Origin of the sequence: Streptomyces sp. NPDC056503, assembly GCF_042794995.1 — a bacterium.
GTDB lineage: Bacteria > Actinomycetota > Actinomycetes > Streptomycetales > Streptomycetaceae > Streptomyces.
Genome location: NZ_JBHTST010000169.1, coordinates 1 through 15,884, shown reverse-complemented (window position 1 = coordinate 15,884; position 15,884 = coordinate 1). Strand labels below are relative to the sequence as shown.

The window sequence follows — 15,884 nt, the reverse complement described above, 5'->3', positions numbered from 1 at the left end:
TCGCACTTCGCCAACTACCGCGAGGCGTGGGAGGCCAACCGCCTCATCGCCAAGGGCAAGATCCACCCCACCCTCTCCAAGACCTACTCCCTGGAAGAGACCGGCCAGGCCGCCTACGACGTCCACCGCAACCTCCACCAGGGCAAGGTCGGCGTCCTCGCCCTCGCCCCCCGGGAAGGCCTCGGCGTCCGCGACGAGGAGCTGCGGGCCCGGCACATCGACGCCATCAACCGCTTCCGCACCGGAGGGACCCAGTGAACGCACACGCCCGCGCGGCGGCATCGAGCACCCCCGACGTCCGGTTCTCCTGGAACGCGATGGAGGTGGACCCCGACCCGGCCGGCGAGGCCGCCGTCGCCGGCACCGGGCTGTTCTTCGACGAGACGCTGCGCGACGGACTGCAGGCGCCGAACGTCGTCAACCCCGGTCTGGAACAGAAGCTGCGGATCGTCGACCACATGGTCAGCTCGGGCATCCGCGCGGCCGACCTGGGCTTCCCCGGCTCCGACCCCGCCGCGGCCCGGGAGTGCCTGGAGATCGCCCGGCACGTCGCGGCCCGACGCCATCCGCTCTCCCTCGGGTACGCGGGGCGCACCCATCCGGCGGACGTCCACGCCATCTGCGAGATCGCCCATCAGGCACAACTCCCGGTGGACGCCTATGTGTTCATCGGAGTCAGCCCCATCCGGCAGTACGTCGAGGACTGGGACGTCGCCTCCATCGAACGGACCATCCGCGAGGCCGTGCGGTCCTGCGACCGGGAGGGCGTGACCTTCGTCCTCGTCCTGGAGGACACCGTCCGCTGCACGCCCGAGGTGCTGACCCGCATCTACGACGTGGCGATCGACACCGGCGTGACCCGGCTCTGCCTGTGCGACACCGTGGGCGTGGCGGTGCCGGCCGGCACCGCGGCCCTGATCCGCTGGACCCGGCGGCACTTCGCGGAGCGCGGCCACGCCATGGCCCTCGAATGGCACGGGCACAACGACCGCGGTCTGGCCCTCGCCAACTCCATGACGGCGCACGCCCTCGGCTGCGCCCGCGTGCACGGCACCATCCTGGGCGTCGGCGAACGCACCGGCAACGCGTCCCTGGACCAGCTCGTCCTCAACCGCGTGCTCGACGGGGGCGGCCACCACGACCTCATGGCGATCCGGGCGTACGCCGAGTACGCCGAGGACGTCCTCGGCGTACCGATCCCGCAGAACTACCCGGCCCTCGGCGCCGACGTCTTCAAGACCAGCGCGGGCGTGCACGCCGCCGCGATCCTCAAGGCCCACGAGAAGGGCGACACGCTCCTCAAGGACGCCGTGTACTCGAGCGTTCCGGCGGCCCTGCTCGGACGCGAGCAGGACGTCCTCATCGACGAGGCGTCCGGGGCCAACAACGTCCGCTACTGGCTGATCACCCACGGCTTCGACAGCGGCGACGACGCCCTGGTCAAGGCCGTCCTCGAAAAGGCGAAGGCCGGTCGCGGCCCGCTCACCGACGCACAGATAAGGCAGATCATTGCGACAGTCCAGTGAGACGGCGGGAACCGGACCGCAGCGCACCGTCCGGCTGACCGGCAACGTGCTCGTGCTGACCGAGGACCCCGCCACGGTCGGCGCCCAGCTGGACGGGACCTGCGAGCGGACCCCGGCCCAGCTCCTCGCCGACCCGCTGCGCGGCAACATCTCCACCGACGAGATCATCCCCGGCTGGTGCTGCTACTGGTACGACGAGAAGCTCGGCGACTACGCCTACCTCGGGCTCAAGGGACGGACCTTCGAGGAGGGGGCGGTGAAGCGGTTCGCGCCGCAGATCATCGTCAGCGGCGAGGCCAAGGGCTGCGGGTCCTCCCGCGAACACGCCGTCTACGCGGAGAAGTACGCGGGCGTCGAGGTCGTCTTCGCCCGCTCCTTCGAGCGCATCTACCAGCAGAACTGCCGCAACGTGGGCATCCTCACCTGCGACGACTTCACGCTCCTCGACGCGCTGCTGGCCGGGGAGGAACTGCCGCTGGAGGCCTTCACCCGGCGGGCCAACGGCATCGAGCGCGCCATCGTCGACCTGGGCGGCCTCTTCGGGTTCAACCGGCACACGGCGCAGGGGAAGGGGAGCGCGGACGTCCTGACGGCCTTCGACCGGACCCGCCCCCTGAACATCGTGGAGAAGATCGTCGAACGCCACCTGGCCCCCCGCAACCCGCTCCCGGACGGGGCGAGCGTACGGACGGGGGAGTCGTACTTCCTCACGGCCGACGTCCGCTTCTCCCACGAGTACGTCACCCCCATGGCGGCCGGGATGTTCCGCCGCCAGTTCGGCCCCGAGGCCGTCCTCGACGACCCCGACAGCTGCTACTTCTTCCAGGACCACCTGTCCCTGGCCTCGCAGGTCCTCGAACGGCGGCCCAACGGCCTGGAGCTGATCGACCGCGTCACGGACCTGGGCCGGCGCCAGGAAGCCTTCGCGACCCTCGGCGGCGGGCACTTCGTCGGCCCCGCGGCCACCGGGGGCAGCCGCGCGATCTGCCACAACCACATCGTGGAACACGTCGCCGAACCCGGCCAGGTCGTCATCGGCACCGACAGCCACACCTGCACCGCCGGCGCCGTCGGCGCCCTCGCCTTCGGCGTCGGCGCCACCGACATCGCCAACGCCTGGTACAACCGCGAGATCCTCGTCAAGGTCCCCGCCGTCCTCCGCGTCGACCTCACCGGCGCACCGCGCCCCGGCGTGTGCGCCAAGGACGTCATGCTGGCCCTCCTCGCCCACCCGCAGGTGGCGGGGAGCCGGACGCTCGGCAAGGTCCTGCTCTTCGACGGCCCCGGCGCGCGCTCCCTGAACCTCGACGAGCGGGCGACCCTGTGCAACATGGCGGTCGAGGCCGGTGCCATGACCGCCCTCTTCGAGCCGGACGAGATCACGTACGCGCACCTCGCGCTGCGCGGCCCCCTCCCCGAGACCGCGCCCCTGTCGTCCGACGAGGGCGCCGCCTACGCCGACACCGTCCCGCTCGCCCTGGACGCCGTCGAGCCGATGGTGGCCCTGCCCGGCGACCCGCGCAACGCCGTACCGTTGTCCACCGTCCGCGACGAGGTCACCGTCGACAAGGTGTACGGAGGCTCGTGCACCGGCGGCAAGGCGTACGACATGGACATGTACGCCGAGGTCTTCACCCGGGCCCGGGAACGCGGCCTGCGCGTCCCCGAGGGGGTGCGGGCGTACATCCAGGTCGGCAGCGAGGGCGTCATGGCCTACGCGCGCGGCAAGGGCTACGACACGCTGTTCGAGGCCGTCGGCGTGGAGGTCCTGCCCCCCTCCTGCGGCGCGTGCATCAACGCGGGCCCCGGGGTGTCCGAGCGCCCCGACGAGGTCACCGTGAGCGCGCAGAACCGCAACTTCCCCGGCCGCTCGGGACCGGGACAGGTGTACCTCGCCTCGCCGTACACCGTCGCGGCCACCGCCGTGGCGGGCCGCCTCACCTCCGTCGAGGAGCTGTTCGGCACGCGGGAGGCGGTGTGAGGATCGCGATCGTCCCCGGCGACGGGATCGGCAAGGAGGTCGTCCCCGCGACCCTGCCGGCCCTGCGGCTGCTCAGCGACGCCTTCGGACTCGACATCACCTACGACGTGCTCGACTGGGGGGCCGACCGCTGGCTCGCCGACGGCACGGGGCTGCCCGACGGCGCCCTCGACCGTCTGCCGAAGGAGTACGCGGGGGTGCTCCTCGGCGCCCTCGGCGACCCCCGCATCCCGGACATGGCGCACGGCCGGGAGATCCTGCTCGGCCTGCGCACCGGACTCGACCTGTACGTCAACCACCGCCCGCTGCACCTCGGGCACGGCACCATCGACCTCTACCGGGAGAACACCCAGGGCCTGTACAGCCAGGTCGGCGGCTCCGTCGGCAGCCGGGGCCGGGTGAACGTGGCCATCGACGAGTGCATCTACACCCGTGACACCGTCGAGCGGTTCGTCCGCCACTGTCTGGACCGGCTGCGGGCCGCGGGGCGCCGCAGGGTGACGCTCGTCCACAAGGCGAACGCCGTGCCCCACACCGGCCGCCTGTGGCAGGAGGTCTTCCGGACCGAACTCGACCGGTTCCCCGAACTGACCGGGTCGGAGGAGTACGTCGACGCGTTCTGCTACCACCTGGTGCGCGACGCCTCCGCCTACGAGGGCGTCCTCGCGCCCAACCTCTTCGGCGACATCATCAGCGACATCGGCGCCGCCCTGATGGGCGGCCTCGGCCTCGCGTGCAGCGCCAGCGTCTGCCCGGAGACCGGCTTCGCCCTGTTCGAGCCGGTGCACGGCAGCGCGCCCGACATCGCGGGCCGGGGCATCGCGAACCCGTACGCCACCGCCATGTGCCTCGCCATGCTGCTGGACCACACCGGCCACGCCGACGCGGCGGCACTGCTGCGCGACTGCGTCCGGCGGGCCGCGGGGACCGGGGCGGCGACCCCCGACCTCGGCGGCACGGGCACGACGGTCACCTTCATGGCCGAGGTGACCGCGCTGATGGAGAAGCGACTGACCACCGAGGGGCCGCGGCACGCGCGGCGGCTCCCGCACGAGGAGAACTGAGTCATGTCCACCGCCCTCGACGACGTCCGCGCGGACGGGCACGCGCCGACCCTCACCGATCTGCTGCGCCGGCGCGCACTGCGGCAACCCGACGACACCGCCTACACGTTCCTGCACAACGGCGAGGAACCCCGGGAGACCCTCACCTACGCGGAGCTGGACGAGGCCGCGGACACACGGGCCCGGCTGCTCGCGGACCGGGGCCTGTCCGGGCACGGCGCGGTCCTGATGTACCCGTCGGGCCTGGAGTTCGTCCGGAGCCTGCTCGGGTGCATGCGGGCCCGGGTCGCCGCGGCGCCCGTCCAGGCCCCGCGCCGCCTCAAGGACGTGGAGCGGATCCGCCGCATCGCGCGCAGCGCCGGCACCACGACCGTGCTCACCGAGACCTCGGTGCTGCGCGATCTGGAGAGCCGGTTCGGCGACCTGGAGGAGCTGCTGGGGCTCACGGTCCTCGACACGGCCGAACTCGCCCGCACGGCGGGCCGGGACGCGACCGGCGGCGTGCCGGGGAGCGCCCCCGGACCGGACGACGTGGCGCTGCTCCAGTACACCTCCGGCTCCACCGGCGACCCCAAGGGCGTCGTCGTCACGCACGCCAACTTCCTCGCCAACGCCGCCGAGACGGACGCCCTCTGGCCCTGTCGGCCCGACGGCGCCGTCGTCAACTGGCTGCCGCTCTTCCACGACATGGGGATGCTCTTCGGCGTGGTGATGCCGCTGTGGGCGGGCATCCCCTCGTACCTGATGACCCCCGCCGCCTTCATCCGCAGGCCCGCGCGCTGGCTGGAGGCCATCTCCCGGTTCCGGGGCACCCATGCCGCGGCGCCCAGCTTCGCGTACGAACTGTGCGCCCGGGAGGCGGCCGAGGGCAGGGCCGGAGAGGTCGGCGACCTCTCGTCGTGGCGGGTCGCGGCCAACGGGGCGGAGCCCGTGCGCTGGCACGTGATCCGGGAGTTCACCGAGGCCTACGCCCCCCACGGCTTCCGCCCCGAGACCATGTGCCCCGGCTACGGCCTCGCCGAGAACACCCTCAAGGCCACCGGCAGCGACCAGGACCGGCCGCCGACCGCCGTCTGGCTCTCCGCGACGGCCCTGGGCGAAGGCCGGGCCGAGCCCGTCGACGCCCTGACCCCGGGAGCCGTCCCCGTCACCAGCAGCGGCCGCACCGTCCCCGGCACCGAGGTGCGGATCGTCGACCCCGGCACCTCGCGCCCGTGCCCGCCCGGCGTCATCGGCGAGATCTGGATCGACGGGCCGTGCGTGGCGGCGGGCTACCTCGGACTCCCGGAGGCGAGCGAGGAGACCTTCCGCGCCCGGGTGAAGGACGCCGAGGGGCGTCCCGAGGACGAGCGGACCTATCTGCGCACCGGCGACATCGGCTTCCTGCACGCGGGCGAACTCCACGTCGCCGGCCGCCTCAAGGACCTGATCATCCACCAGGGGCGCAACCACTACCCCCAGGACGTCGAACTGTCCGCGGAGGCCTCCGCGGCCGGACTGCACCCCAACTGCGCCGCCGCGTTCGCCGTCCCCGACGCGGACAAGGAGCGCCTCGTCGTCGTGGTCGAGGCCGACGGCCGCGCGGTGCGCGCCGAAGGCACCGAGGGGCTGCGCACCCGCGTGGCCGAGGCGATCCACGAGCACCACCGGCTCACCGTCGACACGGTGGTCCTGGTCCGCCGGGGAGCGATACCGAAGACCTCCAGCGGCAAGGTGCAGCGCCGGGCCTGCCGCGCCCTCTACGAGGCGGGGGAGCTGACCGACCTCGCGGCGGCCCCGGGGAGCGGAAGGTGACGGGCCTGCGCGCGCCCTCGGGCGCGGCGGGCTCCCGCCTCCTGGGCATCGGCGCGTACCGGCCGGCCCGGGTCGTGGACAACGACGAGGTGTGCGCCCGGCTCGACTCCGACGACGCCTGGATCCGGCGCCGTTCCGGGATCGTCACCCGGCGCTTCGCCGGGCCGGACGAGACGGTCGTCTCCATGGGCACCGCGGCGGCCGTCAAGGCCCTCGCCGAGGCGGGGATCTCCCCCGCCGACGTCGGCCTGGTGCTGCTCGCCACCATGTCCCACCTGGAACAGTCGCCGCCGGCGGCGCCCCGGATCGCGCACGGGATGGGCGCGGTCGGCGCGGCGGCCATGGACATCGGCGCGGCCTGCGCCGGGTTCTGCCACGCCCTGGCGCTCGCCGACTCCGCCGTCCGCTCCGGCACGGCCCGCCACGTCGTGGTGATCGGATCGGAGCGGATGAGCGACCTGATCGACCCGGCCGACCGGTCCACGGCCTTCCTCTTCGGGGACGGGGCGGGCGCGGTCGTCGTGGGCCCCTCCGACGAGCCCGGCGTCGGACCGACGGTGTGGGGCTCCGACGGCACGGGCGAGCGGCTCATCGCGCACGAGCACAGCTGGCTCCGGGCGCGGGAGACGCGGAGCTGGCCCGTGATGCGGATGGAGGGGCCCGCGGTGTTCCGCTGGGCCACCCGGATCGTCCCGGACGCCGGACGGAGGGCGCTGCGGGCGGCGGGGGTCGAGCCGGCGGAGCTCGCCGCCTTCGTCCCGCACCAGGCGAACGCGCGCATCGTGGACTCCGCGGCCCGCGCCCTCGGTCTCGGCGCGCACACGGCGGTGGCCAGGGACATCGAGCACTCGGGCAACACCTCGGCCGCGTCGGTCCCGCTCGCCCTGGAGGCGCTGCGTTCCCGGGGGGCGGTACGGCCCGGGGACACGGCGCTGCTGGTGGGCTTCGGAGCCGGACTCACCCACGCGGCGCAGGTGGTGAGGCTTCCCTGACGCGGCCCCCGTGTGTCCATGATGCGGAACCCGGATTCCGGTCCGGCTTGCCATGTTCACGGAAGGGAACATAGCGTCCATCGCCATGTCGGCTCTCAGTGCCAGTCCGTTCCCCTTCTTCGCCCTGGTGGTCACGGGAGTCGCGCTCGCGGCGTGGGCGCTCTCCCGCACCAGGGACACCGGGGAGCTGCCCCACTCCGTCGAGTGGGCGCTGGCCGGCCGCGACCTGGGCACCGGCGGCACGGCCCTGCTGCTCGGCGGCACCGTGTACACGGCGTACACGGTCGTCGCGGTGCCCGGACTGACCTACACCACCGGCGGGTTCGGGCTCTACACGCTCACCTACACCGTGCTGCTCGCGCCCGTCGCCCTGGTCGTGCTGCCGCGCCTGCACGCCATGGCCCGGCGGCACGGCCTGGTGACCACGGCCGAGTTCGCCCTGGCCCGGCACGGCTCGCACGCCCTCTCCCTGGCCGTGGTCGTCTCCGGGCTGCTCGCCACCATGCCGTACCTGGCCCTCCAGGTGCTGGGTCTGGAGGCCGCGCTGTGGGCGATGGGCATCGCCCCCACCGACCCCCGCGCGGTCCTGGGGATCCTCCTCGTCTTCGCCCTGGTGACCTCGGTGTTCCTGCCCCGCGGCCTGCGGGTGAGCGTCCACCTCGCCGGGTTCAAGGCGGTGCTCGTGGGCGCGCTGCTGGTCGCCTCCCTCGCACTGGTCCTCCACGGCGGCGCGGGCGGGGGCCGGGTCTTCACCGAGGCCGGACGGCGGCTGGCGGCGCAGGGAATGAGCCTGGCGCCGCCCGAGGGAACGGCGACCGCCTACATCACGCTCGCCTGCGGCAGCGTCCTGGCCCAGCTCATGTACCCCCAGGTCGTCACGGTGGCCCTGGCCGCCCGCGGCGCGGACACCGTGCGGCGCGGGGTCCTCGCCCTGCCCGCCTGGACCCTCGCCCTCGGGGTCTTCGCCTACCTCGGCTTCGCCGCGCTCGCCTTCGGCGTCACCACCCCGCCCGGCCACGCCGAACTCGCCGCCCCCGCGCTGCTGAGCCGGCTGGCCCCACCCTGGCTGACCGGCCTGCTGCTCGGCGGAGTGGCCGTGGCCGCCCTGCTGCCCGCCGCCGTGATGGCCGTCGCCATGGCCACCCTCGTCTCCCGCAACGTCTACGCCGAGTACTTCAACCCGACCGCGACCCCCAAGCACGAGGTGCGCGTCGCCCGCCTCGCCGCCGCCGTCCTCATCCTGGGCGCCCTCGTCTTCACCCTGCTCCTGCCCCCGCAGGACGCGGTGAACCTGCACCTGCTGGGCGGGGTCTGGATCATCCAGACCGTCCCCGCCGTCGGGTGCGCGCCGTACACCCGCTGGTTCCACCGCCGGGCGCTGCTGGCCGGCTGGGCCGTCGGCATGGCCGCCGGTACCGCCCTGTGCGTCGCGCACGGCTTCGAATCCGTGGTGTCCCTGGGCTTCGGGGGCACCCGCGTCTCCCTCTACGTGGCGCTCGTGGCGCTCGCCCTCAACCTGGTCGTCGCCACCGTCCTCACCCCGGTCCTCGACCGCATGGGGATCGCCCGCGGACCCGACGCCCTGGCGTCCCGCGACGCCGCGGCCCGGCACGGCTCCCGCTTCGCCTTCCGCGTCGAGTGAGGCCATGCGTCACGCCGCCCTTCCCACCCACCCGAACCCCATGGAACAGGAGCACCGGATGAACCCCACCAAGCCGCTGACCCGCGCCGGTCGCGGCGGGGAGCGGGACCAGGCACGGCCGCCGGACGTCCCGGCCGCGCCCCGGACCGCCCGTGAACGCGGGCCCGAACCCCGCCTGGACCTGGAGCACGCCGACCGGGACGCCGCCGTGGCCGCCCTGTTCGCGGCCCACCACGTCGACCTGCGCCGCCTGGCCGTCCTGCTCGGCGCCGGCCCCGACGCGGAGGACGTCGTGGCCGAGGCCTTCTACCAGCTGCAACGCCGCTGGGGGAAGGTGCGCGACAAGGAGGCCGCCGTCGGCTACCTGCGCGGCGTGGTGCTCAACCTGACCCGGATGCGCCTGCGCCATCTGCGCGTGGTGCGCCGCCACGCGCAGGGGAGCGTGGAGTCCACCGAGGGCTCCGCCGAGGAGCACGCCCTGCTGCGGGAGGAACACCGGCAGGTGGTCGACGCGCTGCGCGCCCTGTCGACCCGCCAGCGCCAGGTGCTCGTCCTGCGATACTGGCTGGACCTCAGCGAGGCGGAGATCGCCCGCACCATGGGCATCTCCCCGGGGGCCGTGAAGTCGCACGCGTCCAGGGGAACGGCGAAACTCAGCCGCGTCTTGAAGGGGGCGGACGCATGAGCGGGGACACGGAGGAGCGGCTGCGGTCGGCTCTCGCCGGACTGGCGGAGACCGTCCCCGACCCGCCGGACGCCTACCGCCGCGCCCGGCAGCAGTGGCGGCGCAGGGACATGAAGCGCCGGGCCCTCACGGCGGCGATCGTGCTGGTCGTGGTCGTCATCGCCTGCGCCGTGGGGCTCTGGGCCCTCTCCGGGGCCTCCCCGGGGCGGCACGTCATCTTCAACGCCGGTGTCCAGGAAGCGGCGGACGGCCCGGGCGTCATCCGTACGGACGGGATCTGTCCGGGGTGCCGGTGAGCCACCGGGCCAGCCGGTCGGGAGGCGTGGCGCGCAGCTCGCGGTGGAGGGCGCGGAGGAGTTCGGGGCGGTGGAGCAGGGGGCGGGCCCCGGGGGTGGTGGTGGCGAGGGCGAGCACGAGACCGGTCCACGCCTCCGGGGATTCCGGGTCCTCGGCGAGGAGCCGGGTGTAGGCGGGGACGGCCGCGGGGTCGCCGGAGAGCAGGGCCAGGTCGGCGGGGGAGGGCGGCTCGGCGGCCGGTGCCGGGTCCGGGCCCGGGCCCGGGCCGAGGAGACGGCGGATCAGGCGGGTGCGGGCGTGGGACCAGGGGGTGTCCGGGTCGGGGGCGAGGGTGGCGGCCGCCACCGCGTGCGGGGCGAGCCCCGCGAGGTGGGACCTCGCCAGGGCGCGTACGTCGGCGGGCGCGGGGGCCAGGTGGCGGACCCGCCACTCGGTGCGGTGGTCGGTCGCGGCGAGCGCGGCCCACGCGTCGACGCCCGGCCGGACGCGGGCGTCGGCCTCCCAGGCGTCCAGGCGGGCGGCCATGCCGGTGACGAAGCGGCGGCCGTGGGGGGTGAGCGCGGGGTCGGCGGCGAGCGTGCGGACCGCCTCCCGCGTCTGACGGCGGCTCAGCGCGAACTCGAACTCGGCGGCGGCCCGTCCGGCCCTCGGCACCCGGTCCAGGTGGCGGGAGCGGAACTCGGTGATGCCGAGGAAGGCGTACGCGCCCTGGAGGAGACCGCTCAGCGGGCGGGGGTCGTTGCGCCAGGGCGCGTGGTGCCGCGCCCGCCCGTCGTCCCGCTCCAGCGTCAGCAGGTGGATCAGCGCTCCCAGCTTGTTGTGCTGGAACTCGTGGACGAGGGCCACCGCGAAGGCCACCGGATCCGGCGGCAGCGAGAGCAGCAGCCCGCCGAAGGCGTCGTCGGAGGAGATGCTGCGGACCGTCCCGCCCGGCGGCGCGGGGACCGCCGTCAGACTGCGCAGCCCCTCGGCGAGCGCCCCCGCCGTCTCCGGATCGCACTCCTCCAGGACCTCCAGGGCCTGCCCGAACCCCTCCTGCCAGCGGGCCGTCCGCTCCGGCGCGAGCCGGTCCGGCGGCAGCGGCCGGCCCAGGTCCCGGTACGGGTCGAGGTCGTCCAGCCACACCTCGGCCGCCCGCCCGGCCGTCCGGGTCCGCAGCCGCCGCAGCCCCAGCCACCCCGGCGCGTCGCCGTCCGGCCGCCCGGGCGGCGGCGGTCCCACGCCCTCGCGGTGCGGCTCGACGGTCAGCCGCCCGGCCTCCACCACCACCTCCGCCGTCGCCCAGCGCGGGCGGCCCGGCAGCCGGGCGAGCCCCAGGGCGGGGAACATCACGGCGCCGTCGCGCAGCGGCACGGTGGTGCGCAGCGGCAGCCCGGCCCGCGCCGCGGCGACCGCGCAGAGCGCGAAGAGGTGCCCGAGGTCGGTCCAGAGCGGCCCGTCGCCCCAGGCCGTGTGGTGCAGCCGGCGCAGCCCGTACGCCAGCCAGGCACCGACCTGCGGATGCAGCAGCAGTCCCCGGAACTCCTCCGGCGCCCGCTCCTGGGCGGCCGTCAGCGCGTCCCAGGCGCTGTCCGCGGACGGCAGCGGCCCGAGCGCCCCGGGCGTCAGGGCCGCGCCGTCGAGCAGCGCCCGCAGCAGCAGGAGCCGTCGGCTGTACTCGGTCGTGGACAGGAAACGGACGGCGTCGGCGCCGCCCCGGCCCGAGGCGAGGGCGTCGAAGTGCTCCGAGGGGACGAGGTGGTGCGCGGCACGGGCGGGCCCGTGGCTTCCGGCGTACTGCACCCGTCTGCTCCGGGACCGTCAGCCGCCGCTGGGTCCCTCGCCGCTTCCTCCGCCGAAGTTGATCCGGGGCCGCTCGATCTGGCGCAGCAGCCGGTCCAGCGAGGGAGCGTGCAGGAGCGGACTCTGGGTGCGGAGGGCCGACAGGGGGACCTCGCTCAGATCGACCAGTTCGGATCCCATGTGCTCCATGGACGTGTGCATCGGTTCCCCCTCACCACGCTGAACCCCGTCACTCTTCATGATGGCCCAGGCCCCGTGGTTCGGGAAGGGCGTGATCAGGGCGGTCAACCCCTTGAATCCGGCCATAGCCAGCGCTTCGCCCACCGTGTGACGGCCTGTTCCTCCGGGGTGCCCGCCTCGACCAGGGAGACCGCCTCGACGAGGGCGGCCAAGCCGCCGGGATGGCGCCGGCAGGCCCGGACGATGCTGACGAGGTCGGGCCGGGGAGCCCCGAACCGGGGGATGGAACCGGCCAGTTCGACGGGGAGCATCGACACGACGAGCTGTCGCTGCTGGTGGTCCGCCATGCCGGGCGAGGCGCTCAGCAGGCCGATGAGCTCGGGCAGGGCCTCGTCCGGCACCCCCCGCTCGGCGCTCCGGGGCGCGGGGAGCGTCAGCAGCCGCTCGTCGCCCGCCTCGGAGACGTACCGGATCGTGGTGGGCCGCTGGCCCGCCCCGGCACCGGCTCCCGGCCCGGTGAACCGCGCCGCCACCGTCTCCGCGAGCGCGTCCGGGTCGGGCGGCCAGGGACCGCCGTCCGCCGCGTCCAGGGCGGACAGCACCGCCTCGGAGAACGCCCCGGTCTGCCGTACGGGATCGTTGGCGGCCCGCTGGCCGGGACCGGCCGCGAGCAGCACGGACTGCCGGCGGCCCGGCAGGCGCTCGCCGCCCGGCGGGAGTTCGGCCGGCAGCGCCCGGGCGAAGCCCAGGTCCTCCACGAAGGTCTGACAGGAGTCCACCAGCCAGATCTGGCGGCGGAAGCCGGGCAGGAGGTCGGTGGTGAAGGCGGTCAGCCAGGCGTCCAGGTCGAGGTTGCGCCGGTCGTCCCCGGTGGCGTCGGCGTAGAAGAGCCGGCGGTGGCCCTGCGGGTCGGTCACCCCGTGACCGCCCCAGAACACCCACAGCAGGTCGCCCTCCCGGGCCGGCAGCCGACGGGTCAGCACCTCCTGCACCGCCTCCCGCCCCGCCGTCCCCTCGGGGACGTCGGTCGCCGGCCCGCCCGCCGCCGGCAGCGGCGCGAGCAGCAGCGAGATCTGCGCCGCCGGCACCCCCCGCCGCCGCAGCCAGGCGGTGAACCGGCGGGCGTCCGCCGCCGGGCCCGGCAGGTCCCACGCCGGGCCCGCCGCGTACCGCTCCACCCCGACGACCAGGGCGTGCGTCCGCTCCGGCCGGGCCGGCGTCACGGCAGCTCCGCCGCGAGCAGCCGGTACAGCTCCGGATTGCCCCAGTAGGCGCTGTGCGCCAGGGGGAAGGGCTGCCGGCCGTCGACCTCGACGTCCCGCACCCGCCCCGGGAAGACCCCCGCCCCCAGGTAGCTCAGCAGGTCCCGCCGGTCGTACACGTTGATCCAGGGCGGTACGTGCGGGGGCAGCGCGGCGCCGTGCTCCAGGCTCGGCAGCGCCCCCAGCTCGTACAGGAACGGCGCCTGCGAGCCGACCGTGACCAGGAGCGCCACCTCCGGCAGCGCCCGCAGCACCAGCAGGTCGAGGGAGGCGATGCCGCCGAGGCTGTGCGCCAGGACCACCACCGGCGGCTCCGCGGCCGCGACCGCCGCGGCGACGGCCTCCCGGATCGCCTCGCCCCTGGCCAGGTAGAGCAGCACGTCACCGGCGGCCGGGTGGGCGGCGTCGGTCAGCGCCGACCGCCGCTTGACCGCCTGTGCCGAGGCCAGCCCGAGGACGAGCCGCCCGGCCAGCTTCCCCACCCGCCGGGTCACCGGCCCCCGGTGGGCCCCGGCGCCGTCTCCGGGGAGCAGGGCGGCGATCCGGTCGACGGCGGCGTCCCTGGCGGTGCCGTCGAAGGCCGGCGGGGCGGCCGCGCCCTCGGCCGTCCGGCGTACCGCCTCGGCGGTGAACGCCCGGGCGAGTGCGTCCGGTTCGGCGGCGGCCACCGGGGAGCGCAGGAAGTCGCGGCCGTCCGGGGAGGTCAGCACGGCGGCCACGGCGGCGGCGAACTCCCCGCCGATCCCCGCCGCGTCGAGCACTCCGCGCAGGCCGTCGTCGCCGGCGAGCGCCAGGGCCGCCGTGGTCAGCGCCTCGCCCGGGGGCGGGGCGCCGGGCGCCAGCTCGGCCCGCCCGCCGGGCTCCGAGGCCAGCAGCCGCAGTTCGAGGAGCGGGTCCAGATAGAGCAGGCCCCAGAACTCGACGTCCCCGGCGCCCTCCTCCCCGCCCGGCGCGGCGCGCCCGGTGCCGTACCCCGGGACCGACAGGCCGCCCGCGTGGAGGTCCGAGCCCGCGCTCCCGCCCCAGTAGCAGGGGGCCACGGTCACCTCGGGACGGACCTCCGCCAGCCCCTCCCTGACCCGCTCCAGCGAGGCGGTGTACCCCGGCTCGCGCACCCCCGTGCCGTGTACGAACAGCACCGTCGTCACTCGCGACCCCCCGTCCACGGTGGCATAGGCCAAACGGCTTCCACGATAGGTCACTTGACTCCCGGGCGGCTACACTCCGTAGGGGCCGTGCCCCAGCGGGAGGCGCGCCGGAAGGGGATCGCCGGTGAGTTCGGATTCCGTCATCACGCATGTCGTCGCGGCTCTCGCGGTGGTCGTCGCCTCCTCCTACGCGCTCGGCGCGCTGGCCCGAAGACTTGGCCAACCCCCCGTCGTGGGACAGTTGTTCGCCGGCATCGCACTGGGGCCCAGTCTGCTCGGCCTGCTCCCCGGGAACGCCTACGAGACGCTCTTCCCGGCCGAGATCCAGCCGATCCTGACCGCCCTCGCCCAGGTGGCGCTCATCTTCTTCCTCTTCGCCGTCGGTTACGAACTGGACCTCGGGATGGTCCGGGGGCAACGCGCGGTGACCACCGTCTCGGTGAGCGGCTTCGTCCTCCCGATGCTGCTCGGCGCCGGGATCGTGCTGCTCCTGCCCGGCCCCTTCGCCGCCGCCAACGGGGACCGTCCGACCGACCTCACCTTCCTCCTCTACATGGCGATCGCCCTGTCGATCACCGCCGTCCCGGTCCTGGCCAGCATCATCAAGGACCAGGGGCTCGCCGGGACCAGGCCCGGCACCATCGCGATGGCCTCCGCCGGCGTCATCGACGCGCTGAGCTGGCCCGTCCTCGCCGTCGTCCTCGTCGGCGGGGTGCACGGCGCGGCCCGGGAGTGGGCCGTCAAGGCCGCCCTCCTCGTCCTCTACGTGCTGGTGATGCTCTTCGCGGTACGCCCCCTGATGGCGCGCTGGATCGGCCGCCCCGGCACCCCCGTCTCCCGCCAGGTGCCCGTCGCCGTAACCGTCGCCCTCGCCTCCGCCTGGGCCACCAACGCCCTCGGCCTGCACGTCATCTTCGGCGCGCTGCTCGCCGGCGTGATCATGCCCCGCAGGCCCGACGGCACCCCGGACGGGCGGCTGCTCCGCCCCCTCCAGGACACCGGCGGGCTGCTGCTGCCGATGTTCTTCGCCGTCTCCGGCATGGCCGTCGTGCTCGACGGTCTGAGCTCCTCCGACCTGCTCCTCCTGGCGGTGATAATCGCCGCCGCCGTGGTCGGCAAGGTCGCCTCCGGCTCGCTCGCCGCCCGGGCCGGCCGGCTGCCCTGGCGCGAGTCGCTGCTGATCGGCGTCCTGCTCAACACCCGGGGCCTCACCGAGCTGATCGTGCTCAACGTCGGACTCCAGGCCGGGGTGATCGGCCCCCGGCTGTACGCCCTCCTGGTCGTGATGGCCCTGGTCACCACGGCCGCCGCCGGGCCGCTGATCCGGCTCCTCCGCCACCCGTCCGACCCGCTGCCCGCCCCCAGGGAGGGCCATCGCGCCGGCGGCGGGGGCACCCCGGAGATCTGGTCCGGCCCCGAGACCGCCCCGGACCCGGCGGCCGAGCCCGTACCGGACCCGTCCACCGGAGGCGGGCCCGTGCCCCACGCCTGAGCGCGCCCGGAGACCGCGGAGGGCCGGCCGGACCCCGAC

General features: G+C 75.0%; 13 protein-coding genes and 1 pseudogene. 10 read left to right on the top strand and 4 right to left on the bottom strand.

Features of this window, described 5'->3' with window-relative positions:
* The 9 genes and pseudogenes from ACFQ8C_RS33180 to ACFQ8C_RS33140 form a co-directional block, all read left to right on the top strand.
* Positions 1-258, top strand: a pseudogene (locus ACFQ8C_RS33180) (crotonyl-CoA carboxylase/reductase); the annotation flags it as partial.
* The gene (locus tag ACFQ8C_RS33175) at positions 255-1,526 is read left to right on the top strand and encodes a LeuA family protein (protein WP_383465046.1); all 1,272 of its coding nucleotides are present in this window, start codon (positions 255-257) and stop codon (positions 1,524-1,526) included. The pseudogene ACFQ8C_RS33180 and the gene ACFQ8C_RS33175, both read left to right, overlap by 4 nt.
* Entirely contained in the window at positions 1,510-3,507 is a 1,998-nt protein-coding gene (locus ACFQ8C_RS33170; protein WP_383465044.1) for an aconitase family protein, read from the top strand. Before ACFQ8C_RS33175 ends, ACFQ8C_RS33170 begins: the two co-directional genes overlap by 17 nt.
* Complete coding sequence (locus ACFQ8C_RS33165; protein WP_383465042.1) at positions 3,504-4,571, top strand: isocitrate/isopropylmalate dehydrogenase family protein; 1,068 nt, start codon at positions 3,504-3,506, stop codon at positions 4,569-4,571. Before ACFQ8C_RS33170 ends, ACFQ8C_RS33165 begins: the two co-directional genes overlap by 4 nt.
* A 3-nt stretch (positions 4,572-4,574) precedes the next feature.
* On the top strand, positions 4,575-6,365 hold the full coding sequence (locus tag ACFQ8C_RS33160; protein WP_383465040.1) for a fatty acyl-AMP ligase: 1,791 nt from the start codon (positions 4,575-4,577) through the stop codon (positions 6,363-6,365).
* Positions 6,362-7,357 (top strand): beta-ketoacyl-ACP synthase III, encoded by a 996-nt coding sequence (locus tag ACFQ8C_RS33155; protein ID WP_383465038.1) that lies wholly within the window; start codon positions 6,362-6,364, stop codon positions 7,355-7,357. Before ACFQ8C_RS33160 ends, ACFQ8C_RS33155 begins: the two co-directional genes overlap by 4 nt.
* Positions 7,358-7,442: 85 nt before the next feature.
* Entirely contained in the window at positions 7,443-8,999 is a 1,557-nt protein-coding gene (locus tag ACFQ8C_RS33150) for a sodium:solute symporter (protein ID WP_383465035.1), read from the top strand.
* A gap of 58 nt (positions 9,000-9,057) precedes the next feature.
* Positions 9,058-9,684 (top strand): RNA polymerase sigma factor, encoded by a 627-nt coding sequence (locus ACFQ8C_RS33145; RefSeq protein ID WP_383465033.1) that lies wholly within the window; start codon positions 9,058-9,060, stop codon positions 9,682-9,684.
* Entirely contained in the window at positions 9,681-9,980 is a 300-nt protein-coding gene (locus tag ACFQ8C_RS33140) for a hypothetical protein (RefSeq protein WP_383465031.1), read from the top strand. Before ACFQ8C_RS33145 ends, ACFQ8C_RS33140 begins: the two co-directional genes overlap by 4 nt.
* On the opposite strand, the gene ACFQ8C_RS33135 is transcribed toward ACFQ8C_RS33140, so the two are convergent.
* The 4 genes from ACFQ8C_RS33135 to ACFQ8C_RS33120 form a co-directional block, all read right to left on the bottom strand.
* On the bottom strand, positions 9,943-11,763 hold the full coding sequence (locus tag ACFQ8C_RS33135; protein WP_383465028.1) for an aKG-HExxH-type peptide beta-hydroxylase: 1,821 nt from the start codon (positions 11,761-11,763) through the stop codon (positions 9,943-9,945). The two genes, ACFQ8C_RS33140 and ACFQ8C_RS33135, sit on opposite strands and share 38 nt — an antisense overlap.
* Before the next feature lie 18 nt (positions 11,764-11,781).
* Complete coding sequence (locus ACFQ8C_RS33130) at positions 11,782-11,964, bottom strand: hypothetical protein (protein ID WP_383465025.1); 183 nt, start codon at positions 11,962-11,964, stop codon at positions 11,782-11,784.
* 83 nt (positions 11,965-12,047) lie between these two features.
* Complete coding sequence (locus tag ACFQ8C_RS33125) at positions 12,048-13,166, bottom strand: caspase family protein (RefSeq protein WP_383465022.1); 1,119 nt, start codon at positions 13,164-13,166, stop codon at positions 12,048-12,050.
* Positions 13,163-14,353: a hypothetical protein gene (locus tag ACFQ8C_RS33120; RefSeq protein ID WP_383465019.1), complete on the bottom strand. Its 1,191-nt coding sequence runs from the start codon at positions 14,351-14,353 to the stop codon at positions 13,163-13,165. The genes ACFQ8C_RS33125 and ACFQ8C_RS33120 overlap by 4 nt, the downstream gene beginning before the upstream one ends.
* Before the next feature lie 124 nt (positions 14,354-14,477).
* On the opposite strand from ACFQ8C_RS33120, the gene ACFQ8C_RS33115 reads away from it, so the two are divergent.
* Positions 14,478-15,845, top strand: coding sequence for a cation:proton antiporter (locus ACFQ8C_RS33115; RefSeq protein ID WP_383465016.1), 1,368 nt, complete (start codon positions 14,478-14,480; stop codon positions 15,843-15,845).
* Positions 15,846-15,884 lie beyond the last annotated feature (39 nt).

Excerpts from the sequence above, each read along its gene's own strand:
- ACFQ8C_RS33160 (WP_383465040.1), top strand. The coding sequence starts at position 4,575 with ATGTCCACCGCCCTCGACGACGTCCGCGCGGACGGGCACGCGCCGACC.
- ACFQ8C_RS33150 (WP_383465035.1), top strand. The coding sequence starts at position 7,443 with ATGTCGGCTCTCAGTGCCAGTCCGTTCCCCTTCTTCGCCCTGGTGGTC.
- ACFQ8C_RS33145 (WP_383465033.1), top strand. The coding sequence starts at position 9,058 with ATGAACCCCACCAAGCCGCTGACCCGCGCCGGTCGCGGCGGGGAGCGG.
- ACFQ8C_RS33140 (WP_383465031.1), top strand. The coding sequence starts at position 9,681 with ATGAGCGGGGACACGGAGGAGCGGCTGCGGTCGGCTCTCGCCGGACTG.
- ACFQ8C_RS33130 (WP_383465025.1), bottom strand. The coding sequence starts at position 11,964 with ATGCACACGTCCATGGAGCACATGGGATCCGAACTGGTCGATCTGAGC.